This is a genomic window from Eisenbergiella massiliensis (assembly GCF_003435485.1).
This window is the reverse complement of sequence record NZ_QVLV01000007.1, coordinates 131,543-156,048: the sequence shown is the minus strand read 5'-3', so window position 1 is coordinate 156,048 and position 24,506 is coordinate 131,543. Positions and strand designations below refer to the sequence as shown.

Sequence of the window (24,506 nt, the reverse complement as noted above, 5' to 3'; positions counted from 1 at the left end):
TTATGGTAAAAGTAACGGTAAACGGGATATGCAGGGAATATGAAAACGGTGTGACCTATGAAAAACTGGCACAGGAGCATCAGGCAGAATACGATCACAGGATTATTCTTGCCATAGCCAACGGAAAAATCAAAGAGCTTCACAAAACGGTGGACCGTGATGCTGCCGTTACCTTTCAGACGCTGGCGGACAGGGTGGGACACGACACCTACATCCGCAGTGCGATCATGCTTCTTATCAAGGCCATCAGTGATATCGCCGGCTCCCCCAGGGCGGGCAAGGTTTCCGTGGAATTTTCCATCGGCAGGGGCTATTACTGCATTCCCAGGGGAGAACTGGCTGAAAAGGTAATCTGCGCCGACGGGGAAGAGGACGGCCAGATAGAGGCCGGCTTCGTGGAGCAGGTCAGGAAAAGAATGTGGGAGCTGGTGGAACGCAGGCTTCCCATCAGTAAAAAAGCCTATCCCACGGACGAGGCAATCGAGATTTTCAATGCCCAGGGAATGGAGGATAAGGTCAGGCTGTTCCGTTACAGGCGCGGCTCCTATATCAATGTCTATTGTCTGGACGGTTATTATGACTATAACTACGGCTATATGGTGCCGGATACCGGATATCTGCAATATTTTGACCTGATCCCCTATAAAGCGGGGCTGATGCTGATGCTTCCCGACAGGAGCGAACCGGAAACCCTGGTTCCCTTTGAACCCAGGGAAAAGCTGTTCCATACGCTTCTTCGTTCCAACGACTGGGGAGAAAAGATGGAGATAGAAACCGTGGGGGATCTCAATGACAAGATCTGCGAGGGCGATCTGGCGGAAATGATCCTGGTCCAGGAAGCGCGGCAGGAGCGCAGGATTGCGGAAATTGCGGGAGATATCGTCAGGCGCGGAAATGTGAAATTCGTCATGATTGCAGGGCCTTCCTCCTCAGGAAAGACCACCTTTTCCCATCGTCTTGCCATCCAGCTGAAAACCCATGGCCTGATACCTCATCCCATCGCGGTGGACGATTATTTCGTAGACCGGGATAAGACGCCGCTGGACGAAGAGGGCAACTATAATTTCGAATGTCTGGAAGCCATTGATGTGGAAAAATTCAATCAGGATATGTCGGATCTGCTGGCGGGAAAACGGGTGGAAATGCCCCGTTTTAACTTTAAAACAGGCCTTCGTGAATACAAAGGGGATTATCTGCAGCTCGGGCCGGAGGATATTCTGGTTATTGAAGGCATCCACGGCCTGAACGACAGGCTTTCCCATTCGCTTCCTCTGAAAAGCAAATATAAAATATATATCAGCGCCCTCACCAGCCTGAATGTGGACGATCATAACCGGATAGCAACGACGGACAGCCGCCTGATCCGCCGCATGGTGCGGGATGCCAGGACAAGAGGCGCTTCCGCCACCCATACCCTGCGGATGTGGTCCTCCGTGCGCAGAGGGGAGGAGGAAAATATTTTCCCATTCCAGGAAAGCGCTGACGCCATGTTCAACTCTGCCCTGATTTACGAACTGGCGGTGCTGAAGCAGTTTGCAGAGCCTTTGCTTTACAGCGTGAGGAAGGATCAGCCGGAATATTTTGAAGCAAAGCGCCTGCTTAAATTCCTGGAATATTTCCTGGGCGTGAGCAGTGAAAACCTTCCCAATAATTCCATTGTACGTGAATTCGTCGGAGGCAGCTGCTTCCGGGTGTAGACAAGCCGTGAGGGCTGCCTGCCCGGGGAAGAAACAGGCGGCCGGAATGGAGCGGTTATGTTTGAAGTGAATGTAAAATCAATTCTTTCAGCCGGAAACGGCATGAATCTGTTCAGGGGCTGCTCCCACGGCTGTATTTACTGCGATGCCAGGAGCACCTGTTACCAGATTCATCCCGACCGGCCTTTTGAGGATATCGAGATCAAAAAGAATGCGCCACAGCTTTTAGAGCTTGCCCTGCGCAGGAAAAGGGAACGCTGTATGATTGGGACAGGCGGTATGAGCGATCCTTATATCCCTCTGGAAAAAGAGCTGGGACTGACCCGCCGCTGTCTGGAGCTGATAGACGAATACGGCTTCGGCCTTGCCATCCAGACAAAATCCGATCTCATACTGCGTGATCTGGATTTGCTCAAAAGCATTCACCGAAAAACAAAATGCGTGGTCCAGATAACGCTTACCACCCATGACGAGGCGCTTTGCCGGAAGCTGGAGCCTCATGTGTGCACCACAAAACGGAGGGCGGAGGTCCTTGATATCCTGCGGGAGGAAGGCATACCCACCGTCTGCTGGATGACGCCCATCCTTCCCTTTATCAATGACACGGAGGAAAATATCCACGGCATACTGGATTACTGCATCCATGCAAAAACCTATGGAATACTGACCTTCGGGATTGGAGTGACCCTCAGGGACGGCGACAGGCAGTATTTTTACCGCAAGCTGGACGAGCATTTTCCGGGCATGAAGCAAAAATACATACAAACCTACGGGAATGCCTATGAGATACCCTCCCCCAGCCAGGCCTCTCTTATGCGGCTGGTCAGGAAAGCCTGTGCGCAGCACGGGATTGAAAACAATACGAATCGGATTTTTGCTTATATGAACCGCTTTGAGGATAAGCTGGCGGGAGAGCAGCTGTCGTTGTTTGACTTTACCTGACAGTGTGGTCGTGGCAATGATATGAAAATGGGTATCCGGTGTCATCGCAAATAACCGATACATCCGGTTCCAACGAAGAGATAATGATATGCAAATGAGGAACCTGAGTCTGCACTGAGGAAAATATCTTCTTCGGGCAGATTGCGGATGAACAACAGGTTTTTTGGGAACTCTGCCGCGAGTCTGAAGACTATCTAAGGCGGAGAAAGCGTACGCAGCAAATCCCCATGAGCCGATGGGGAGGCGAACAGATTTGGAGGGCAGGATATGCAGCAGGCATTACGATATACGGATGAAAAATCGGACAAGTTTTGGCGCATAGAAACGGCAGGCTGTGAACTGGTAATCAATTGGGGAAAAACCGGCACAACAGGACGTTACGAAATCAAAGATTTTGATACAGAGGATGAATGTGAGAAGCAGGCATTTAAGCTTGTGCGGTCTAAAGAAAAAAAGGGCTACACGGACATGCAGGACTTTGACGCAGTGCATCACCTTTACTTTGATACAGAGGAATATGGTTTACATCCCCTGACCAGCCACCCTGTTTTCCGGGCCTGTTTTTCTGAAGAACTGTATTATGACTGCGGCGATGAAGAAGCTCCTTTTGGCAGTGATGAAGGGAATGACACATTGCATTTTTTAGAGGAATCTGTACGGAAACGGCCCAAAATGTGTGTTGCTGATTTCCCTGAATTATTAATCGTAAAAGAGTGGAACTTAACCTATTTGCCGCCTGAACCGGAGCAGACGGATGACGAACTGAAAACACAGGCAGCACAAACTTATCATGGACTGAAAGGTGATCAGACACTTTTGCAGACAGACCAGGTTATCCTTGCGACTGTATTCGGTCAGATTAAAATTATGGGAAAATTGGACGGGGCATTACAGGTATTGGCGTTCCGGTCGCTTATGCGCATGGAAAGAATGTACCGTCTCTTATGGAATTGGGATAAAGAGGAACCACCATATAATATTTCCATCATGAGACGGGATTTAGAACGATTTGTAAATCGTGATTGTTGATTGTACATATACCGTTTGCCGCCGTGCGATTCGCTATGTTGGCAAAAGGCATGCTTGGTAAATTGGAATTGGGCGGAGGAGATTATCTAAGCTCAAGATACCAATACCTGTTCAGCATTGTATTTGTCTCATTTGGATAATCTCTGTAGTATCGGCTTACTATTTCAAATTCAACCGGTTTCCTGAATATTGGTCCATCAAAGACAAAAGAATGATACTCACCGTTTTCACCACAAATGTCTACATAGTCGGGCAAATCATTCAGGAAGGATTCATCAATTACTCTACCAACAAAAGATTCGTCAAGCATAGAGCCATCTACACAAGTTACGATGCTTTTGAAGCCCAATGATATAAATTCCTGCAACAATTCTCTCGGCTTACTATTCCACAATGGGAACTCGGCTTGAATACCCTGTCGCCTACAATTATCAATTCTTTGATTTCTCAAGTTTTCCAGGTATAAATCACCAAAAAGTGCGATGTTGAGCTGTTTCTCTTTGAGTTTTTCTATGTGCATTTCCATCGACTTTTTATATTCGTCTGATGGAGCAGTTAAATCAAACTCCAAAATCGTTAACGGTATCCCGATAGAGTCTGCTTGCTGTTTGAGCAGTTCTATACCAATCTCGTGCATAGCAATTTTAGAGCCATCTTTTTTTATTGTGGTGAACAGTGCTTGCACATCATATATTCCCGATTGCAAGGCTTTATAAAGAGCTAACGCGGAATCTTTCCCGCTGCTCCAGTTAAAATATGCTTTCTTCATTATTCCCTCACAAATATTGATTTAGCGATTTGGATTATATTGTATCACTCATATTATAAATTTTTCTACCATTTTCAATATTTTCCCATATTGTTTTATATCACTATAGGAAATTCGGGCGTCATTTTGGCACCAAAGCGTCAACTATCAGCCAGATAAATTGACAAGAATCTTTATGCAGTGTATAATAACATTGATATATAACTTAGTTATTTTATGGAGAATATTATGCCGCCAAAAGTTAAGATACCCAGAGAAGCTATTATTGAAAAAGCATTTGAGTTGACAAAAGAATATGGCTTTGAAAAAGTAACCGCACGTTTGCTTGCCAGTGAATTAAAATGCTCTACTCAACCAGTGTTTCATGCTTTTCGCAACATGGAAGAACTGAAGGAAGAAGTTTACAAAAGAACGCAAAAACTATTTGAAGAAACCATGCTCCAACAGCCTTTTGATACCGAAACCCCCTATTTTTTAAGCATGGGACTAAAGTATGTGGAACTGGCTCAAAATGAAAAAAATCTGTTCCATCTACTATGTATGTCAGATAGCGGAACAAGACTTGAAAGCCTTTACGATTTGGCTAAGCACGTTCCTGTTCCGATTGAACCGGAAGTGTTTGTGAAAACATGGATATTTACGCATGGTATAGCAACGATTGTTTCTACGAACACAACGAACATTGCGCCCGGAGAAATAAGGCAGTTACTTATAGAAGCATGTGCCAGTTTCAAATTATACCACAATGAAAACAAGAGAGGTTCGGCAAATGAAACATAAGAATATGGACTATGATAACCGCTATAAATATAAACTGAATATGCTTGAACCGGGGCTTACCATGATGAAACTCATCGGCGTATTATTTGTAACTGGTATTTTATTTTGGGTGGCAGGGTGGCATTGGCTTTCTTCAATTACTTTGTTTTTGGCAGGAGCCGTATTTGCTGTTTTGTTAATCTTGTTAGCCATTGAAGCACATCAGGACAAGGTGTTGAATGATATTGCTATGCGGGAAAATAATGACTTGGAGAAAAAATATGAAATCGGTTAAAAATTATGTGTATACAGAACGTGCGCATTTTATGTGTCCTAATATGCACTTTGGGATTATGGCAAAAATAGAAAGCAATTATGATGAAGGGCGGCTAAAACAAAGCATAGACACTCTTCAAAAAGCGCACCCGTTTCTGCAAAGTTTAATTGCAGAGGAAACGGACACTGGCAGATTTTATTATCAAATACAAGATTATATGAATATTCCTGTAATGATAAAAGAAGAAGCTGCTTTGTGGCAACAGGATTATGAGGAAATATCTGTCCGTGGGTGGAATGTCATGAATGAATGTCTGCTAAAAGTAGTGGTTTATCCAAAGGAAAATGAATTTCAAATACTTTTTATCGCCCACCATCTTTTGTGTGACGGCAGAGGGCTTCTACAACTGGCAGAAGAATTTGCAGAGCATTATGCTAACGGAGTAATACCGCAATTTGCCCCGGAACGCTTAATTCAATGCTTAAACGATCTTCCCTCAAACAGCGATTTACCTCTTATCAGTAAATTGATAATAGGCGACGCAAATAGAAGATGGAAAAAAGAGGGGCAACAAGTTATGTATGAGAAATATAGCGCATTTGAAAGAGCCTATATTCAAAAACACAAAATGAAACGGGAAATTTTCACCGTTTGCAATCAGGAGTTAGAAAAAATACTGACTTTATGCAAACAACATAATGTTACTGTAAATGACTGGCTGATTGCAAAGATGATGTTGGAAGAGAATACAAACAAGGTGGTTATTGCAGCCGATATTCGTAATCAGACAAAATGTTACAGACAAGGGGCAATGGGAAATTATTCTACTGCTTTTAGCATTTTTGTGAAAAAGAAAGAGGAAAATGTGATTTCTCTTGCAAAACGCGTAGCGTCACTTGTCACAAATATATGTCAGCACCCACAGAAAGAAATGCTTGTGCTTGCCTGTTATATACATATGCACCCGGAGCTGATTGATGCTGTTGCAATATCTACATTAGGAGAGTTTGGAAGTAAAGCAGGAGCATTTGTAGGAAGAAATATGTTTGGATATGGTTCCCAAAATGGTTATAGCATAACCAATTTAGGAAAAATCAAAAGCAATATAATTGAAGAAGCTATTTTTATACCACCTGCTTCGCCTGCCAATAAAACAACTTGGGGAGTTCTAACGGTGAATAGCCGTATGAAAGTATGCGTGTCAAATTTAATTGTGCGGAGTTGATTAACAAAGTGACAAATTGTCTGCAGTTGTGAATATTCAGGAGGTAAAAATGATGTCTTTAAAGGAAATGACAGAAGCGTTTGAGTATATGCGCAATGACAATCCATTAAATAAAGTAGGCTTCCTTTTTAAATTGAATGAAATACTTTATATTTAATTGTCTGCTTGGTATATTCAGCAGTACCAGAGAAAATGCTTATGGTTTTAGCAATGATTTTCGGCGGTCACTTACTGCCTTTTGGTTGGCTCTATAAATCCAAAAGTTATATGTACTCTTCGATAATTGTAACAATCAGTGTTTTAATTATAGGATGTACATGCTCTCCTGATATTATTGCATTATTTATGTTGCTTTATGAAATAGTATTTACAGGATGTTTATTTATTGAAAACAAAAAACTTATGCAAGAAACGCAAAGTAAATAAACGTTCACTTTTTTATCAAATCCCAGTTTCGCTGGTATGATAAACTGGGATTGTTAATGAAAAAAATGCTTCACAATATTTTTACCATATATTATCAGACTTGTTTTTATGGTAATATTTTTACTTTCTGCCATATATAGTTTTTAATGAAATGGCTGTCATATGGGATCTGCTATATATATGAAACTGCCGTCCCTTTTATCCTGCCCCTTTTTATGGATGCTCAGTTTTTACAGGCGTTGACAAAGGCCTGTAATATTTTTACGCTTGTTTCGTTGTCGCCCCAATGTTCCGGGTGCCATTGGAGGCCCCAGAAAAACCGTTTATCAGGAACATAAACAGCTTCTATGATTCCGTCTTCCGCGGTCGCCATGCTCTTAAGAGAAGGCGCCAGATCCTTGATTGCCTGATGATGCCTGCTGTTCACACCCACACTTTTCTGTCCCAGCAGTCCGAAAAGAGGCGCTTTCATTTCAAGGTTTATGCTGTGGGCGGCCCGGTCATAGGGCTTTTTCATATCATGGTCCGTCTTGGTACCGTTCTGAGCGCCTAAATCCTGATACAGGGTTCCTCCCAGCGCGGCATTCATGATCTGAAGTCCCCTGCAGATCCCAAGCACCGGCATATCCTTTTCAAGCGCCCGCTGTATCAGGGCCAGCTCCATTTCATCCCGCTCCGGGCAGAGCCTTCCGCAGAAATCCTCTGTCTTTTCCCCATAGACCGCAGGGTTCACATCATGGCCGCCGGTCAGGACGAGCCCGTCTATCCGGCATAAAATATTTTCCAGCATATCCCGGTTCGCAGTTAAAGGCAGCATTACCGGGATTCCTCCGACATGTTCAATTTCTTCCATATAGCCAGGAAGTATCCAGTAGCTTTTTTTATCATCATCATATAAAGGAGTCAGTCCGATAAAAGGTTTCATAAATCCTCCTGTGTTTTTTTAGTTTTAGATTTGCGGTATGTGTTCCTTTATCATCCTAAGCCCTGCTTTTTGGACTGTCAACTTTCTTTTTTGGCAGAATGGTTATATTTGCCCTGCGGAATGACTTTTCTTCATTGATTTAGCACTTGCCAAGGTGGAAGAAAAAAGGTATAGTATTGAAAGGAAAATAAGTAAGATGAATAATCGCGGCTGTCCGTATTCCTTTTGGGATGCGACAGGTGAGGAAAGTCCGGGCTTCGCAGGGCAGGATGCCGGATAACGTCCGGTGGAGGCGACTCCAAGGCCAGTGCAACAGAAATATACCGCCCCGCCTTTGGCGGAAAGGAGCAATCCTTTGGGGTGCAGACCCCGGTAAGGGTGGAAAGGCAGTGTAAGAGACTACCGCCCGTCTGGTAACAGGCGGGGCACATGTAAACCCCATCCGAAGCAAGACCAAACAGAGAGCAACAGGCTTGCCCGGCCTGCTTTCAGGTAGGTCGCTTGAGACTGCTGGTAACAGCAGTACTAGATAGATGATTATTCTCGACATAACCCGGCTTACAGTTTTGCTTATTTTCCTATCAGAAGAACAGGCAGGTGATATATACGTACACCACGCTCTGTTCTTTTTTGTATGGATGGGCTGAGTTTAAAAGGAGGAAGTAAAATATATGAAGAAACAATATCATGCAGAATTTGCCGATGAAGCCTGTGTTTCAGATTGGCTGGGACTTGTTAATATGGTAGCTGACGACTTTCCGGGGCTTGTAATTGCTGATTATACGGAAACACTTCTTAAGAATATCGCCCGGCAGACAGCTCTTTGCGTAAAGGACAACGGAAATATTGTTGGTATTTTATTATTTTCGCCCAACCAGCACTGCCTTTCCTGTATGGCGGTCCATCCCCAATACCGCCGTCAGGGCGTTGCATCCGCATTGATTTCGGAAATGCTCCGGCTTATGCCGGATGTTGATATCAGCGTTACGACATACCGCGAAGGGGATGAAAAAGGAATTGCACCAAGAGCATTATATCAGCGGTTCAATTTTGTGCCGGAGGAACTGTGTATGGAATTTGATTATCCGGTACAGCGGTTTGTGCTGCACAGGTTCCGGAAAAATTTGAACTGAGGTAGCCTTGGTAAGTTTGATAATCTTTTTTCTGTTGGCCGGGGGAGCAGAAAGATTAAATAATTATTTGTGTGTATTCCTACATGTGTTAAGTGGGGTTATAAATTTGGGAAGGTGCGAATTATAAGTGCACATTATTTCGCCGGGAGATTCGCACTTGAAAATTGGCAGTATGGAGATTTATGCAAATAAAAAGTAATATAATAATGACAATTTTTTAGAAGAGTTGTATAATGAGGATGTTATTACTTGGCTTTATAAGATAGATGTTGTATAGTATTGCTGTCGAGGCTTGTAAGAGCCTCGTGGATTGAAATTACATATAATAAATCCGGTTGAAAGCCGAGAGTGTCGAGGCTTGTAAGAGCCTCGTGGATTGAAATCCCTCAAAATTTGTGTTTGTTACGAGGTTAGTTATGTCGAGGCTTGTAAGAGCCTCGTGGATTGAAATTTATACTACCACCTAACCGCATTCCCCCTGAAAGTCGAGGCTTGCAAGAGCCTCGTGGATTGAAATGGACTATATGGATAATCATGAGAAAAAGTAAATACGTCGAGGCTTGCAAGAGCCTCATACATTAAGATATACAGTCTCACATACCTATAATAAAAATGGAGGAAACAGGTAATTAATGAAGGAGCGAATAAAAACTATAGTTTTCTGGATTTTGCTGGCTTTCACTGCAGCAGCGGCTATGGTAACTCCGTGGGCCTGTGCAAATAAAAAAGAAAATAATTCTGAAAAGGAAACTATGGTGGAGAGTCAGGAAGCGGCTGAAGGCACGATTGTTGGTGATGGTGCCGGGTTGAACAACGTAGGGTTTGCAAAAAGCCTGGATGGTGAAAATGTGGAAAAGGCACAGGAACAGGCGGAACGAAGCGTAGTCCGGCTGGATGTGCAGGGAAACGGTGCAGAGTATTTCGGAAGCGGCGTGATCTGGGATGTTACAGAGGAAGGGATAGTTATTGTGACCAGCAGACATTTGCTGGAAGAAGGGGAGTTGCTCCGGGTGGTTCTTCCGGACGGAAGGGAGACTTCCGGGAAGACGGAGGGCCTATGTCAGGTTAAGGATATTGGTTTTGTAGTAGTGCCGGAGGATTTACCGGAAAAAGAAAAAGTGAATGGAGCTTCCTCTGATGCAGCGGAAAAGACAATGCTGGTGGTCAGTCTGCATCAGAGGATTTTTGATACTCTGGATGCGGAAAGTCCCCTTGTGGTGCTGGGATGCTCTGAGGACGGCGTGGGAGATGAGGCCAGACATGCTGTTTTAAAGGATAAGGCATGGTTCCGCGAGGAGTTTGGAAGCGATATCATGGTCCTGGAATGTGAGGCAAAACCCGGAATGTCAGGGGGCGGTGTTTTTGATGGCAATGGAAATTTTGTGGGTATGCTGGGGGGCGGCAGTGGAAATGACGCGGCGGCGCTTTCTATGGAGACGGTAAATGAAGCATATGAGGAAGTATTTGGAAGAATGAGGAACACTGAGGAATATTAAGCCGCCTGATGGGAAAAGCTGGAATTAACATAAATTTTATAATATGTGTGGAACTATTGCGTTTTATTATCAGTTCACGAATTCGGGCATGCATGAGAGTTGACAAGTTGAGGAAAACGGGGCAAAATATAGAGGATGCGATCAAAGGCATCCTTATGATATAAAATAGCCGCAGGCTGAGCTGAGTAATACAGGCCGGGACCCGGGCCAGGTGTTTGCAGGCTTAAGAGCCGTCACAGCGGAGAGAGAGGTGTAATATGACAAAAATAGATATTTTCTCAGGTTTTCTGGGAGCAGGAAAGACTACATTAATTAAGAAGCTTTTGAAGGAAGCCCTGGCAGGAAGCCAGGTAGTATTGATTGAAAACGAATTTGGTGAAATCGGCATTGACGGCGGTTTCCTGAAAGAATCCGGCATTGAAATCAAGGAGATGAATTCAGGATGTATCTGCTGTTCACTGGTAGGCGATTTTGGGACATCCCTGAAGGAGGTTATGGATACGTATCATCCGGAACGGATCCTGATTGAGCCTTCCGGTGTGGGCAAGCTTTCCGATGTGGTGAAGGCGGTACAGAATGTGGACATGGGAAGCGAGGTAACAATCAACAGCGCAGTTGCAGTGGTGGATGCTTCCAAGTGCAGGCTGTATATTAAGAACTTCGGTGAATTTTTCATCAATCAGATAGAACATGCGGGAACCATTATCCTGAGCAGGACGGATGTGGCATCAGAAGCGAAGATACAGCAGGCTGTGGAGCTGATTCGTGAGCACAACAGCAAAGCGACGATTATTACCACTCCTATTGAGCAGCTGGACGGAAAGGATATCCTCAAAACAATTGAAGGCGGCGAGGATTTGGAAAAGGAGCTGATGGAGGCGGTCCTGAAGGAACAGGAGTCCGGCCATCACCATCATCACGACGGGGAGTGCTGCCATGGAGAGCATGAGCATTGCGATCACGATCATGAAGGGCATGACCATGAAGGCCATGAGCATGAAGAACATGACCATGAAGGCCATGAGCATTGCGATCACGATCATGAAGAGCATGGTCATGAAGGCCACGATCACGAAGGCCATGACCACGGCCACCATCACGATCACGGCGAAGGCTGCAGCTGCGGCTGCGGACATGATCATGACCACCATGATCACCATCATGCGGACGAGGTGTTCACCAGCTGGGGAACCGAAACGCCTGCATCCTACACGAGGGATGAGATTTCCGATATCCTGGAAGCGTTGGAGGATGAGAAGAAATACGGCTTCGTACTCCGTGCAAAGGGCATGGTACCTGCAGGGGACGGAACCTGGGTATACTTTGATTATGTGCCCGGCGAGAGCAATGTAAGAGAAGGAAAGCCGGACGTAACCGGAAAATTCTGCGTAATCGGATCCAAGCTGAACGAAGCGGCGCTGGCGGAGCTTTTTGACAGAAAATAAAGCAACGTACGATTACTGTGAAGGAACGGAACAGCTGTAAAAAGTAATTGTGAAGGCAACGGGCAGTTACAAAAAATTAAGATAAGAAAATGGCAGGCCTGAAGGGTTCCCTTCAACCTGCTGATTGATGCAGTATCGCAGGCAGGCCTGCGGTATGCAGGAGGGATAATTGTGAAACCTGTATATATCATTAATGGTTTTCTGGAAAGCGGAAAGACAGAATTTATTACGTATACGCTGGATCAGTCTTATTTTCAGATCAAGGGAAAGACGCTGCTCATTCTCTGTGAAGAGGGCGAAAATGAATATGATCCGGCGCTGTTAAAGCGCAGCAACACTGTGATGGAGCTTATCGAAAACGAGGAGGATTTTACCCCGGAGAACCTATTGAACCTGGAGAAAAAAATCAAACCGGAACGCATCATCATAGAATACAACGGCATGTGGAACTTTAAAAATATGAAGCTTCCCTGGCACTGGCGTGTGGAGCAGCAGATAACCACAATAGACGCGTCCACCTTTTCCATGTATTTTACCAACATGAAGTCTCTGCTTGCGGAAATGCTCCGGAATTCGGAGATGATTATTTTCAACCGCTGCGACGGGCTGGAGGATCTGAACAGCTATAAGCGCAACGTAAAGGCCATCAACCAGCAGGCGGACATTATTTTTGAAGACAGCAATGGTGAAATTGACGAGATTTTCGAAGAAGACCTTCCGTTTGATTTAAACAGCGATCCCATTGTACTGGACGATATGGGATATGGAATCTGGTATATTGATTCCCTGGATCATCTTGACCGTTATGTGGGAAAAAATGTGCAGTTTACGGCGATGGTCATGAAGCCGGACGGGTTCCCCAAGGATCATTTCGTGCCGGGCCGCATGGCGATGACCTGCTGTGCGGAAGATATGGCTTTCCTGGGCTTTGTCTGCATTTCCAGGGATGCGGACAGCTTTAAGGAACAGGACTGGGTGAAGGTGACCGCGAAGGTTTCAAAGGAATACTGGGCTGATTACGGCGGAGAGGGACCTGTGCTCCATGCCACCAGCGTGGTGAAGGCCAAAGCGCCCAAGGAAAAAGTCATCAGCTTTGTTTAATCAGGGGGACAAATGTCGGCTGAAACAGAAAAAGATCTGCAGCAGTTAAAGAAACGTTTTCTGGAACTGGCAGAAAAATCATACAGACAGAATATTTTTACTTTTACAGGCTTCCTGTCCATGGCGGAGCAGGAAGCCTTATTTGAAGCGATGAATACGCAGAAGGGCTATTCCTTCAGCCTGTGGGGCGGCAGCGAAGGCTGTGAAAGGCAGATGGCCCGCTTCGGCTCTCCGGAAGAGCTGGGATATGAGGAACCATATCCCATAGAGACACTGAAGGTCAGCCCGTTATTGGAAAAATTTGCGGATAATTTTACCCACCGGGATTTCCTGGGCGCAGTGATGAACCTGGGAATTGACAGAAGTACGGTGGGCGATATTTTTTTGGAAGGCAGGCATGCGTGGGTTTACTGCACCCAGCGGATCGCGCCCTGGCTTTGTGAGAACCTGACGAAGGTAAAGCATACCAATGTGCGCTGTGAGACGGCGGCGGAGGGGATGGAAGCGCCGGTGAGGGAGCCGGAAAGGGTTTCCCTCATCATTTCCAGCGAACGGGCGGACGCCATTCTTGCCAAGCTGTACCAGCTGTCCAGGAATCAGAGCCTGGAGCTCTTCCGGACAAAAAAGGTATACATCAATGGAAGGCTTTGCGAAAACAACAGCTGCCAGCTCAAAAGCGGGGATATGGTGAGCGCAAGAGGCTACGGACGGTTCCTTTACTATGGTGCTGCCGGGGAAACCAGAAAGGGCAGGCTGAATGCCGCGGCGGGAGTTTACCGCTGAAAGCCTTGAGAATACGAGGGAGGAAACAGCATGTATCACTATACATTGTCACAGTGGCTTTTCTTTTTTTATTTTTACTGCTTTTTCGGATGGTGTTTTGAATCTACCTATGTATCTATCTGTCAGAAAAAACTGGTGAACCGGGGATTTATCCGCGGGCCTTTTCTTCCCCTGTATGGTTCAGGAGCGATTATGATGCTCCTGGTATCCAGCCCCATGAAGGGAAATCTGGTCGGGATATATATTGCCGGCTGTATCGGCGCCACCGTACTGGAATATGTGACAGGGGTGGTGATGGAGGCGCTGTTTAAGGTGCGTTACTGGGATTATTCCCATAAAAAATTAAATTTCCAGGGGCAGATATGCCTGGAATCCACGCTTTGCTGGGGGCTTCTTACGATTCTAATGACACAGTTCATCCATAAGCCGGTGGAGCATATCGCCATGTTGATTCCGCATAAAGTGCTGCTGCTTGTTGTTGCGGTGATATCGCTATACTTTATCGCCGACTTCGTTACTTCCTTCCAGGTTGCCATGGATCTGCGTGATATCCTTGTTAAGGCGGAACAGGCCAAGCAGGAGCTGGAGCGGATGCAGAAGCGTTTGGACGTACTTATCGCCGTGGCAAACGACGAACGGGAAGCCAAGAAGGAAAAACGCCTGGAGCGCAGGGAAGAGCTTGTGGGGACAATAGAAGAGGCCTTTGCCCAGCTTCGTGAAGCGCTTCCTGCTTCCGAGCTGCTGAAGGAAAAGAGAGAAGAAATACTGGAGCTGCGTGACAGATTTATCGGAAACAAACGGGTGGGAGAGGAAAAGGAGCAGTCCTTTATCCATAACTTCATCAAGAGAAACATGCTGAAGGGCAACCCCACCATGACTTCCCATAAATTCCATGATACACTGGAGGAACTGAAAAAATCTGCTTCTGAATATAGAAGAAAACGGTAACTGTAAAGAATACGGACAGTTACAGAAAAGGAAAAAAATGAAGAAACGACTGACAGCGATAATAGTCCCGCTGATTCTGTGTTTTCTTACGGTCCTGACTCTGGCCGGCTGCGGCGCGGCAGGGCAGGAAAAGGAGTACGCCCGGACGGCTCCCGACGGCAGGCCCAAAATACAGGTAATTACCACTATATTTCCGCCATATGACTTTGTCCGTCAGATAGGCGGGGATTATGTGGAGGCGGATATGCTGCTCAAACCGGGAATGGAGGCTCATTCCTATGAGCCTACGCCCCGGGATATCATAAGGATAACGGAGAGTGATCTGTTTCTGTATGCCGGAGGAGAATCTGACGTATGGGTGGAGGAGCTGCTGGAAGGCAATGATTCCCGTGTCCACGCCCACAGCCTTCTGGAATGGGTGGAGCCTTTGGAAGAGGAAACCGCGGAGGGTATGCAGTCCAGGGAGCACGATCATGACCATGAAGAAGAGGCGCTTAAAAATGGGGCGGCTGAAGAGACAGCCGGCGGAACAGAGGCTTTTGCAGAGGATGCAGGCGTGCATCTGGAGGAAGGGGAATATGATGAGCATGTATGGACCTCCCCTGCCAACGCCATTCTGATTGTGGAAAAAATCCGGGATACGCTCATTTCCATCGATCCTGACCGCGCCGGAATTTATGAGGAGAATGCCAGGGCCTATCTGGAGCAGCTGCGCAGTCTGGACAGCGATTACCGCCGGGTAATAGGAGAGGCAAAGCGCCATACGGTAATCTTTGGGGACCGTTTCCCCTTTCTCTATCTGGTGAAAACCTATGGCCTGGATTATTATGCGGCTTTTCCCGGCTGCAGCTCTGAAACGGAGCCGAGTGCGGCGACCATCGCCTTCCTTACGGATGAGGTGAAGGAGGAGCATATTCCGGTGGTATTTTATCTGGAGCTTTCCAATGCCAAGGTGGCGGATGCCATAGCTGAGGTAACCGGAGCCAGGACCGCCATGCTGCACTCCTGCCATACCCTTACCAGGGAAGAAATGCAGCGGGGGGAAAATTACCTTTCGCTGATGCGGCAGAATCTGGAGCAGCTTAAGCTGGCGCTTAACGAATAATTGTAGCGGCCCTGCCTGCATCCGGCGAAGGACAGCCAGCCGGCCCTGAAGCGGCGGCCGAAAGGAATGAAAATGTCTTATATAACCTGTAAAAATGTATCATTTGCATATGAAAACCAGATTGTGGTATCCGGCCTTGATTTTCAGGTGAACGCAGGAGATTACCTGTGTATCATCGGAGAGAACGGCACCGGGAAAACAACGCTGATCAAGGGCCTTCTGGGATTGAAAAAACCGGCGGGCGGTGAAATTGTCACGGGAGACGGGCTGAAGGCCACGCAGATCGGCTATGTGCCCCAGCAGGACGCGGTGCAGAAGGATTTTCCTGCATCCGTCTATGAGGTGGTGCTTTCCGGCTGCCTGAACAGCCGTGGAATGAAGCCGGGCTTTGGTGCGGCGGAGAAAAAAAGAGCGGTTGATAACATGGAGCTTCTGAAAATCGGTGATTTGAAAAACAAGAGCTTTCAGGATCTCTCCGGCGGCCAGCGGCAGCGAGTGCTTCTGGCCCGTTCTCTGTGCGCCACCAAGCGGCTGCTTTTACTGGACGAACCGATTACCGGGCTGGATCCGGTGGCGACGGAGGAATTTTACGCCATGCTGGATGATCTGAACGGAAACCACGATATTACGATTATTATGGTTTCCCATGATATCAGGGAAGCGGTGGAGCATGCGGATCATATTCTGCACCTTTCCCATGGCGGCTACTTTTTCGGAACCACACAGGACTATGGGAAGAGCGGCTTCGGGAAAAAATTTCTGGGAGGTCTGGCGGATGCTTGAATATATTGTTGAAATGTTCTCATACCCTTTCATGCAGCGGGCGTTCCTGGTGGGTATCCTGGTGTCGTTGTGCGCGTCCCTTCTGGGAGTCAGCCTGGTGCTGAAGCGCTATTCCATGATTGGGGACGGCCTGTCCCATGTGGGCTTCGGCGCGCTGGCCGTGGCTTCCGCGCTGAATATGGCGCCTTTGGCTGTGGCGGTGCCGGTGGTAATCCTGGCCGCTTTTATCCTGCTTCGCTTAAGCGACAACGGAAGGCTGAAGGGAGACGCCGCCATTGCGATGATTTCCACGGGCGCGCTGGCGGTGGGCGTTATGGTGGTGTCCGTGACCACGGGAATGAATTCGGATTTGAACAGCTATATGTTCGGATCGATTCTTGCCATGAGCAAAAGCGACGTGGTGTTGAGCGTAGTGCTGTCCGTTATCGTGCTGGTGCTCTATCTGCTGTTTTACGATAAGATTTTTGCCGTGACCTTTGATGCGGTTTTTGCCAGGGCTACGGGAATCAGGACCGGCCTTTACAACATGCTTCTGGCAGTGCTCACCTCGGTGACGGTAGTGCTGGGCATGCGGATGATGGGGGCGCTCCTGATTTCCAGCCTGATTATTTTCCCGGCGCTCACCGCCATGCGGGTGTGCAAGCGCTACCGCAGCGTGATTCTTTGCGCGGTGGCCGTATCCGTCGTCAGCTTTATCCTGGGAATGACCGTCTCCTTCCTCCTGGCAACGCCGGCGGGGGCGAGCATCGTCATTGTGGATATTGTGCTGTACTTTATTTTCTGGCTGGCCGGCGCGGTGCGGGGAAAATAATCGGGCTTTACGGACGCCTTTCAGCGTTGGGAGCGCGGGTTCGTCCCGAATTCCTTTTTATGCATTCTGTAGAAATGGGCATAACTGTTAAAGCCTGCGTTGGTGCTGGCTTCCAGCAGGGACTGCCCTTTTTTGTGCAGCTCGTTTGCCAGTAGCAGCCGTTTGTGGTTCACATACTGGTTGATGGTGTAGCCCGTTATTGTCTTGAAAATCCGGCAGAGATGATATTTATTGATAAAAAATGTCTCCGCCAGGCAGTCCAGGGAAAGATCCCCGGTCAGGTTTTCATTGATGTGCAGCAGAATGTTTTTTACCCGCTCATCCTCAACCGTGGGGAGGGTCAGCGGCTCACCGATATGGTTTAACAGATACAGGAATTCCAACAGCACACATCTGGCAATTTCAAAGGCGCCCTCCTGAAGATACCGGTTGACCTTCATAAGCAGCTGGTACATTTCCCTGTCCACAATTTCCGCAGGGATCTGGCAGCCCATGCCCAGGGAACGATTCCGGAAGAAGGCCTCCAGCTCCCCGCACCGGTTCCTGTGGAAAAAATCCAGGCTGATAAAAATAACGATTCTTTCATATTTATCAGAAGACAGAAACACGTTATGGTGCATTTCATAAGGCCTGGCAATAAAAATATCGTGGGGATGCGCCCTGTAAATATTCCCTTCTATATGGAATTCCGCATTCCCCGAAAGAAACAGATTTATTTCATACAGATTATCATGATTATGCAGCTTGAATTCCGCATCATTTTTCGGCGTGTTATCTATATTATATACAAAATCATAGCCGAATTCGGAATCCAGCTGGTAATATGCGGTTATAATTTCATCGACCATCCATATATCCTCCCTGCGGCAGTGGCTGCCGCGCCTGGCTGCAAGGGAAAACGAAAGGGACACGCATATCTCCTCCCGGCGCAGACGGCTTCACGGCTATAATAAAACAGTATGATACACGGGAAAATGAAAGTCAAGCAGGTGGGAAAATGGCGGAACTGTTACTGGAATTGTTTGGCAGGATGCGATATAATGATCTTCGGAATGTGTGAAGGGAGGAGAGGCATGAAAATCGAATTGCAGAATCTCACTAAAAAATTTCCAAACAGGAACAGAAAAAATCCCGGTGAGGTCATCGCCGTCAATGATTTTACCTTTGAAATACCCGACGGACAGTTAATCGGTCTGCTGGGACCGTCGGGCTGCGGGAAGAGCACCACGCTGAATCTGATCTGCGGCCTGGAAAAGCCTACGGCCGGAAAGATATTCTTCGGCGGCCGGGACGTGACCGCACTGCCGCCGGAGCTGCGGGGCGTGGGCATGGTATTCCAGAATTACGCGCTTTATCCCCATATGACAGTACGGAAAAATATCCTTTTTCCCCTGGAAAATCTGAAGGGAAAGGACAAGCTGCCCCAGGCTGAAATGAACAAAAGGGCGGAGGATGCCGCCAGGCTGGTGCAGATTGACGAATTGATGGACCGCAAGCCCGGGGAGCTGTCCGGCGGCCAGCAGCAGCGTGTGGCCATCGCCAGGGCTCTGGTAAAGCTGCCCCAGGTGCTTTTGCTGGATGAACCTCTTTCCAACCTGGATGCCAGGCTGCGCCTGCAGACCAGGGAGGAAATCCGTAAAATACAGAGAGCGACGAAAATCACCACAGTGTTCGTAACCCATGACCAGGAGGAGGCCATCAGCATTTCCGATCTGATAGTGGTCATGAAGGACGGGCTTCTGCAGCAGATTGGAAAGCCCCAGGAGGTCTATGACAATCCGCAGAACCTGTTTGTGGCAAAATTCCTGGGGACACCGCCCATCGGTATTTTCCGGGGCGAAGTCCGCAGCGGCAAGCTCTGTATCGGCGGCATACCGGTGCTTTCAGTGCCCGGGGCGGCGGATGGTAAGGTGCTGGCCGGAATCCGTCCGGAGGGCTTTTTGCTCCGGGAGGACGGGCCTCTTTGCTGCAGCCTTGCGGGCGTGGAGGTGATGGGCCGTGAAAGCAGCGTCGTAGCTTCTCACCCGGACTGCGAAGCCGCTTCCTTCCGTGCGATTGTGGATGCCACGCAGCTGGCTGACCCGGATGCAGAGAAGGTCCGTTTTGCCCTGAAACCTGAAAAAGTATATTTATTCGACCCGCAGACGGAAGCACGTATTCCCTTTCAGGTCAGATAAAAGGAGCCGCTTATGAACCGACATGGCATGAAAGCCTGGCTGTATCTTCTGCCGGCGCTTTTATTTCTCAGTATATTTATGATTTATCCGCTGATTGACGTGTTCGTCTATTCCGCGGAGGAGGGGTATAATTTCGCCTCCCAGACCTATTTCGGGACAGGCCTTTATAATTATTCCTATGTGCTGCACGATCCTTATTTCCTGCAGGCCGTAAAAAACACCTTCCTTCTGGTTATCATCACCGTTCCCCTCTCCACGGGGCTTGCTCTTCTGATTTCCCTGGGCTTAAGCTCCATCAGGGCGCTGCGGGATTTGTACCAGACCGTTTTTTTCCTGCCCTATGTGACCAATACGCTGGCGGTGGGCCTGGTATTTATGATTCTGTTCCAGAAGACAGAATATACCGACGGGCTCATCAACCTGCTGATTGGCTTGTTCGGCGGCCCGTCCGTTGATTTTATCGACGGCCCCTACTGGGCCAAGATGTTTGTCCTGTGTTTTTATACCATATGGGTGGTCATGCCCTTTAAAATCCTGATCCTGACCAGCGCGCTGGCCTCCGTAAACCAGGATTATTATAAGGCGGCCCGGGTGGACGGCACCTCAAAGCTGCGTACCTTTACGCGGATAACCCTGCCCATGATTTCCCCTATGGTTTTTTATCTGGTAATTACCGGCTTCATCGGCGCGTTCAAGGCGTACAGCGATGCGGTGGCGCTGTTCGGCACGGATCTGAATGCGGCGGGCATGAATACCATTGTGGGCTACGTCTACGACATGCTCTATGGCGACAGCGGCGGCTTCCCCTCCTACGCCTCGGCGGCGGCCATTATTCTGTTTGCCATCGTCCTTACCATTACCTGCATCAATCTGCTGGTGAGCAAAAAACACGTTCATTACTGAGGAGGCCGGATTTATGGATAATCAGACTGATTTTGAAAAAATTGAACTGAGGGCCGAACGGCGGGCGCGGATCGGACGGATCGTGACATATGTACTGCTTTCGCTGTGGGGAGTTATCGTCCTGTTTCCTTTTTACTGGATGCTCCTGACCTCAGTGAAGAGCTATGGCTCCTATAATGCGGAGCGCATTCCCGCCTTTTTCACCCTGTCGCCGACCATGGAAAACTACGCCGATGCATTTACGCAGGTGCCTCTGGGCGGCTACCTCGTGAATACGGTGATTTTTTCGGTCATCACTACGGCGCTTATGGTAGTGGTCATCACTTTGGCGGCCTTCGCCTTCGCGCGGCTGGAATTCAGGGGGAAGAACGTAATTTTCACGCTCTTTCTTTCCCTGATGATGATTCCCAGCGAGCTGGTGGTTATCACCAACTTTGCGACCATCACCTCCTGGGAGATGCGCAATACTTTCATGGGACTGATCCTGCCGTCGGTTACGTCGGTTTTTTACATCTATCTGCTGAAGGAAAATTTTGAGCAGGTGCCCGATGAGCTGTACCGGGCGGCAAAGGTGGACGGCACCTCGGATTTCAAGTTCCTCTGGAAGGTTATGATTCCCATGTGCTGGCCGACGCTGATAACCATCATCATCCTGAAGGTAATCGAGTGCTGGAATTCCTACGTATGGCCGCGGCTGATTACGGACGATCCCGCTTACTATCTGGTCAGCGGCGGAATCCAGGAAATCCGGGAAAACGGCTTCGGACGCGAGAATATCCCGGCAATGATGGCGGCGGTTGTGGTGGTTTCCATTCCCCTGATCCTGCTGTTTTTAGTATTCCGGAAAAAAATTATGGCCGGTGTGTCACGGGGAGGGCTGAAGGGATGAAGCGCTTATTTAAGAAGGGCCGGGCGGGTGCGCTTGCCGCGGCTGTGCTGATAGTCTCCGCGCTCCTGCTTACCGGCTGTCATGGTTCCAGGGAAAACACGGACTTTACGGTGCCGGAGGCCTTTGATGCCGCAAAGCAGCATGAGATTACCTTTTGGGCGAAAAACGATACCAATAAGAGGCAGACGGATATTTATAAAAAGGCGATTGAGGATTTTCAGGAGCTCTATCCCAACATCACGGTAAACCTGCGGCTGTACACGGATTACGGGAAAATATATAACGATGTCATAACCAATATTTCCACCGGGACCACCCCCAATGTCTGCATCAGCTACCCGGATCACATTGCAACCTATCTCACCGGAGACAACGTGGTGGTTCCCCTGGACGGCCTGTTTTCGGATGAAAAGTACGGGCTGGGTGGCAGTGAGGTGAGGTTTGATTCTCCAGTGCAGGAGGAGCTGATACCACAGTTCCTGGAGGAGTGTTCCTTTGGCGGCCGCCATTATGCCATTCCCTATATGCGCTCCACCGAGGCCTGCTATGTGAATAAGACTTATGTGGAGGCTCTGGGCTATACCCTGCCGGAAACGCTGACCTGGGATTTCATCTGGGAGGTTTCAGAGGCCGCCACGAAAAAGGATGCGGACGGGAATTTCCTCGTCAACGGACAGAGTGTGATGATTCCCTTCCTCTATAAGTCCACGGACAATATGATGATTCAGATGCTGAAACAGAAGGGGGCGGGGTATTCCACGGAGGACGGCCGGATTGAACTGTTTAACGATACGGCCAAAGAGCTTCTGTATACCATCGCGGGACATGTGAAAAGCGGCGCCTTTTCCACCTTCAAAATTTCCAGCTATCCGGCTAACTTCTTAAATGCCGGGCAGTGCATTTTTGCCATAGATTCCACTGCGGGCGCTACCTGGATGGGGACCGATGCGCCTCTTACCGATATCAGTGAAGAAGCCCTGGTGGATTTTGAAACCGAGGTGATGATGATTCCGCAGTTTGATCCCGCGAATCCGCAGATGATTTCCCAGGGGCCTTCCGTCTGTATCTTCAATAAGGAGGATCCCCAGGAGGTCCTGGCGTCCTGGCTTTTTGCCCAGTACCTGCTTTCCGACGGGGTACAGACGGCCTATGCGGAGACGGAAGGGTATGTGCCGGTTACCAGAACCGCGAGGGAATCCAAAGAGTATCAGGACTATCTGTCCCGGGCCGGTGAGGACAATGATAATTATTATGACGTGAAAATCAAGGCTTCCCAGCTTTTGCTTTCCCATACGGACGATACCTTCACCACGCCGGTATTCAACGGCTCCGCTTCCCTGCGGGACGCTGCCGGACAGCTGATTGAGAATGTGGCAAAGTCCGCCAGGAGGAAGGAAGAGATCAACGATGCCTACATGGACAAGCTTTTTTCCGACGTGACGGCCCTTTACCACTTAAATGAACGCGCCTCACAGACCACCGCAAAAACCGATCTGGGTCCGCTCCCGGGCACTGCCGTGGCGCTGCTTTCCTCCCTTGCGGCGGCCTGGATACTGATTTTGGCCTATCTGATTGTTGGATGGAGAAGAAAAAATGAGACATGACCATTGATTTCTTTTATTTTTAAGCTATAATAACTCATGAAGGGGCTTGGAAAACCTGAGTTCCTGCAGCTTTTAAAACTTTATTCACAAAGGAGAGAATTATGAAAAAGACTATCGTTCTTGCGCTTGCGCTTTCCATGGCACTGGCCGTTGCCGGCTGTGCAAAGACAGGGGAGCCGGCGGCAACCGCTGCTTCAGAAGCAGTGAGCACCACAGCAGAGACCGCTCAGGAAGAGAGTACGCCGGCGGCTGCAGTGGAAGAAACCACAACGGTGGCTGAGACGGTCACCACAGACAGCGCAGACGCCGCTGCCGGGGTTATGACCTATGAAGAGTATATGGCTGCCGATCTGGATTCCCAGGTGGTAATCGAGACTTATGTCCAGGCAAAGCAGTCCTGGTGGGAGGATAAGGCCACCGTTTATAGCCAGGATAAGGACGGCGCTTATTTCCTGTACAATATGGCATGCTCAGAGGAAGACTATGAGCGTCTTGTTCCGGGAACCAAGATCCGTGTAACAGGCTACAAGTCAGAATGGTCCGGAGAAATCGAGCTGATGGATGCAACCTTTGAATTCGTGGAAGGGGATGAGTTTATCGCCGACGCGCTGGATGTTACCGATATGCTGGGAACCGACGGCCTGATCGACCATCAGAACCAGTTTGTTACCTTTAAGGGCATGACGGTAGAGGCTGCCGGACAGGATGCCGACGGCAATGATGTGGCTTACCTGTATAACTGGGACGGTTCCGGTACAGAAGGCGACGACTTGTATTTCAACGTTTCCTATAACGGAGAAACCTACACCTTCACCGTGGAATCCTACCTGTGTGACAAAACAACCGATGTATACAAGGCTGTACAGTCTCTGGAAATCGGCCAGACCGTTGACATGGAAGGTTTCCTGTACTGGTATGAGGGCGTAAATCCCCATATCACTTCCCTTACTGTAGTTAAATAAACAGAAGCCCGGGGCTTAAGCAGTAAGATAATGCGCCTCCCGCCGTATTTTCCGGTTTTCGCCGGAAAGGATATGGCGGGAGGCGTTTTTTGATCCGGAACAGGGAGAAGGAGCAGCCCTGATGGTAATCTGCGGATGAATGGGAAGGCGGTTGAAGCTGCAAAGCCAAAGTACGAAGTGAATATAAAAGTGTAAATATAAAGTAAAAGTATAAAGCCAGAATATAAAGTAAAAATATATAGTCAGAGTATAAAGTCAAGATACGCAATGTTTTTGCCAATAATGTTGCAGAAAAATACCCGCTTTATGATATGATG

At 48.1% G+C, this 24,506-nt stretch carries 24 protein-coding genes and 1 other RNA gene; 22 read left to right on the top strand and 3 right to left on the bottom strand.

What is annotated here, in order from left to right; genetic code table 11:
* Window positions 1–2 precede the first annotated feature (2 nt).
* The 3 genes from DXC51_RS12130 to DXC51_RS12120 all read left to right on the top strand — a co-directional run bounded on the left by DXC51_RS12130 (window position 3) and on the right by DXC51_RS12120 (window position 3,668).
* Window positions 3–1,697, top strand: coding sequence for a nucleoside kinase (locus tag DXC51_RS12130; protein ID WP_021639832.1), 1,695 nt, complete (start codon window positions 3–5; stop codon window positions 1,695–1,697).
* 57 nt (window positions 1,698–1,754) lie between these two features.
* A complete protein-coding gene (locus DXC51_RS12125; protein WP_025491375.1) occupies window positions 1,755–2,639 on the top strand; it encodes an SPL family radical SAM protein in 885 nt (294 codons plus the stop codon).
* Window positions 2,640–2,906: 267 nt separating this feature from the next.
* On the top strand, window positions 2,907–3,668 hold the full coding sequence (locus DXC51_RS12120; protein WP_025491376.1) for a WGR domain-containing protein: 762 nt from the start codon (window positions 2,907–2,909) through the stop codon (window positions 3,666–3,668).
* Between the two features lie 82 nt (window positions 3,669–3,750).
* Here DXC51_RS12120 and DXC51_RS12115 read toward each other — a convergent pair whose 3' ends face one another.
* Entirely contained in the window at window positions 3,751–4,437 is a 687-nt protein-coding gene (locus tag DXC51_RS12115; RefSeq protein ID WP_044916422.1) for a Dph6-related ATP pyrophosphatase, read from the bottom strand.
* Window positions 4,438–4,665: 228 nt separating this feature from the next.
* Between DXC51_RS12115 and DXC51_RS12110 the strand changes: the two genes are divergently transcribed.
* The 4 genes from DXC51_RS12110 (at window position 4,666) to DXC51_RS29285 (ending at window position 7,124) form a co-directional block, all read left to right on the top strand.
* Window positions 4,666–5,217 carry a TetR/AcrR family transcriptional regulator gene (locus DXC51_RS12110; protein ID WP_025491378.1) on the top strand — a complete coding sequence of 184 codons (552 nt, stop codon included), beginning with the start codon at window positions 4,666–4,668 and terminating at the stop codon, window positions 5,215–5,217.
* Window positions 5,207–5,491: a hypothetical protein gene (locus DXC51_RS12105; RefSeq protein WP_025491379.1), complete on the top strand. Its 285-nt coding sequence runs from the start codon at window positions 5,207–5,209 to the stop codon at window positions 5,489–5,491. Before DXC51_RS12110 ends, DXC51_RS12105 begins: the two co-directional genes overlap by 11 nt.
* A complete protein-coding gene (locus DXC51_RS12100) occupies window positions 5,478–6,698 on the top strand; it encodes a condensation domain-containing protein (RefSeq protein WP_025491380.1) in 1,221 nt (406 codons plus the stop codon). Before DXC51_RS12105 ends, DXC51_RS12100 begins: the two co-directional genes overlap by 14 nt.
* 156 nt (window positions 6,699–6,854) lie before the next feature.
* A complete protein-coding gene (locus DXC51_RS29285) occupies window positions 6,855–7,124 on the top strand; it encodes a DUF7010 family protein (RefSeq protein WP_408608864.1) in 270 nt (89 codons plus the stop codon).
* Window positions 7,125–7,347: 223 nt separating this feature from the next.
* Here DXC51_RS29285 and DXC51_RS12095 read toward each other — a convergent pair whose 3' ends face one another.
* Window positions 7,348–8,049 carry a gamma-glutamyl-gamma-aminobutyrate hydrolase family protein gene (locus DXC51_RS12095; protein WP_025491381.1) on the bottom strand — a complete coding sequence of 234 codons (702 nt, stop codon included), beginning with the start codon at window positions 8,047–8,049 and terminating at the stop codon, window positions 7,348–7,350.
* 188 nt (window positions 8,050–8,237) lie between these two features.
* Here DXC51_RS12095 and rnpB point away from each other — a divergent pair.
* From rnpB to DXC51_RS12045, 10 genes are all read left to right on the top strand, one after another.
* An RNA gene (gene rnpB, locus DXC51_RS12090) (RNase P RNA component class A) lies at window positions 8,238–8,626 on the top strand.
* Between the two features lie 94 nt (window positions 8,627–8,720).
* On the top strand, window positions 8,721–9,182 hold the full coding sequence (locus tag DXC51_RS12085; protein WP_102289572.1) for a GNAT family N-acetyltransferase: 462 nt from the start codon (window positions 8,721–8,723) through the stop codon (window positions 9,180–9,182).
* A 632-nt stretch (window positions 9,183–9,814) separates the two neighbouring features.
* The gene (locus DXC51_RS12080) at window positions 9,815–10,678 is read left to right on the top strand and encodes a S1 family peptidase (protein ID WP_117544675.1); all 864 of its coding nucleotides are present in this window, start codon (window positions 9,815–9,817) and stop codon (window positions 10,676–10,678) included.
* A gap of 257 nt (window positions 10,679–10,935) precedes the next feature.
* Window positions 10,936–12,123 (top strand): CobW family GTP-binding protein, encoded by a 1,188-nt coding sequence (locus DXC51_RS12075; RefSeq protein WP_117544674.1) that lies wholly within the window; start codon window positions 10,936–10,938, stop codon window positions 12,121–12,123.
* A 171-nt stretch (window positions 12,124–12,294) separates the two neighbouring features.
* Window positions 12,295–13,224: a TIGR03943 family putative permease subunit gene (locus tag DXC51_RS12070; RefSeq protein WP_021639848.1), complete on the top strand. Its 930-nt coding sequence runs from the start codon at window positions 12,295–12,297 to the stop codon at window positions 13,222–13,224.
* 12 nt (window positions 13,225–13,236) lie between these two features.
* On the top strand, window positions 13,237–14,007 hold the full coding sequence (locus DXC51_RS12065; protein WP_102289569.1) for a YlmH/Sll1252 family protein: 771 nt from the start codon (window positions 13,237–13,239) through the stop codon (window positions 14,005–14,007).
* 30 nt (window positions 14,008–14,037) lie between these two features.
* The gene (locus DXC51_RS12060; protein WP_117544673.1) at window positions 14,038–14,955 is read left to right on the top strand and encodes a putative ABC transporter permease; all 918 of its coding nucleotides are present in this window, start codon (window positions 14,038–14,040) and stop codon (window positions 14,953–14,955) included.
* Window positions 14,956–14,992: 37 nt separating this feature from the next.
* The gene (locus tag DXC51_RS12055; protein ID WP_117544672.1) at window positions 14,993–16,060 is read left to right on the top strand and encodes a metal ABC transporter substrate-binding protein; all 1,068 of its coding nucleotides are present in this window, start codon (window positions 14,993–14,995) and stop codon (window positions 16,058–16,060) included.
* Window positions 16,061–16,132: 72 nt separating this feature from the next.
* On the top strand, window positions 16,133–16,843 hold the full coding sequence (locus DXC51_RS12050) for a metal ABC transporter ATP-binding protein (protein WP_025491389.1): 711 nt from the start codon (window positions 16,133–16,135) through the stop codon (window positions 16,841–16,843).
* Complete coding sequence (locus DXC51_RS12045; RefSeq protein ID WP_102289567.1) at window positions 16,836–17,654, top strand: metal ABC transporter permease; 819 nt, start codon at window positions 16,836–16,838, stop codon at window positions 17,652–17,654. Before DXC51_RS12050 ends, DXC51_RS12045 begins: the two co-directional genes overlap by 8 nt.
* Window positions 17,655–17,674: 20 nt before the next feature.
* Here DXC51_RS12045 and DXC51_RS12040 read toward each other — a convergent pair whose 3' ends face one another.
* The gene (locus DXC51_RS12040) at window positions 17,675–18,502 is read right to left on the bottom strand and encodes a helix-turn-helix domain-containing protein (RefSeq protein WP_147332362.1); all 828 of its coding nucleotides are present in this window, start codon (window positions 18,500–18,502) and stop codon (window positions 17,675–17,677) included.
* Between the two features lie 225 nt (window positions 18,503–18,727).
* Here DXC51_RS12040 and DXC51_RS12035 point away from each other — a divergent pair, with 225 nt between their 5' ends.
* The 5 genes from DXC51_RS12035 (at window position 18,728) to DXC51_RS12015 (ending at window position 24,189) form a co-directional block, all read left to right on the top strand.
* Entirely contained in the window at window positions 18,728–19,831 is a 1,104-nt protein-coding gene (locus DXC51_RS12035; RefSeq protein ID WP_117544670.1) for an ABC transporter ATP-binding protein, read from the top strand.
* A gap of 12 nt (window positions 19,832–19,843) precedes the next feature.
* Window positions 19,844–20,734: a carbohydrate ABC transporter permease gene (locus DXC51_RS12030; RefSeq protein ID WP_025491393.1), complete on the top strand. Its 891-nt coding sequence runs from the start codon at window positions 19,844–19,846 to the stop codon at window positions 20,732–20,734.
* Between the two features lie 13 nt (window positions 20,735–20,747).
* Window positions 20,748–21,623, top strand: coding sequence for a carbohydrate ABC transporter permease (locus DXC51_RS12025; RefSeq protein WP_117544669.1), 876 nt, complete (start codon window positions 20,748–20,750; stop codon window positions 21,621–21,623).
* Entirely contained in the window at window positions 21,620–23,227 is a 1,608-nt protein-coding gene (locus DXC51_RS12020) for an ABC transporter substrate-binding protein (protein ID WP_117544668.1), read from the top strand. The genes DXC51_RS12025 and DXC51_RS12020 overlap by 4 nt, the downstream gene beginning before the upstream one ends.
* Window positions 23,228–23,328: 101 nt before the next feature.
* Window positions 23,329–24,189, top strand: a complete 861-nt coding sequence (locus tag DXC51_RS12015) for a hypothetical protein (protein WP_021639859.1) — start codon at window positions 23,329–23,331, stop codon at window positions 24,187–24,189.
* Window positions 24,190–24,506: the final 317 nt, after the last annotated feature.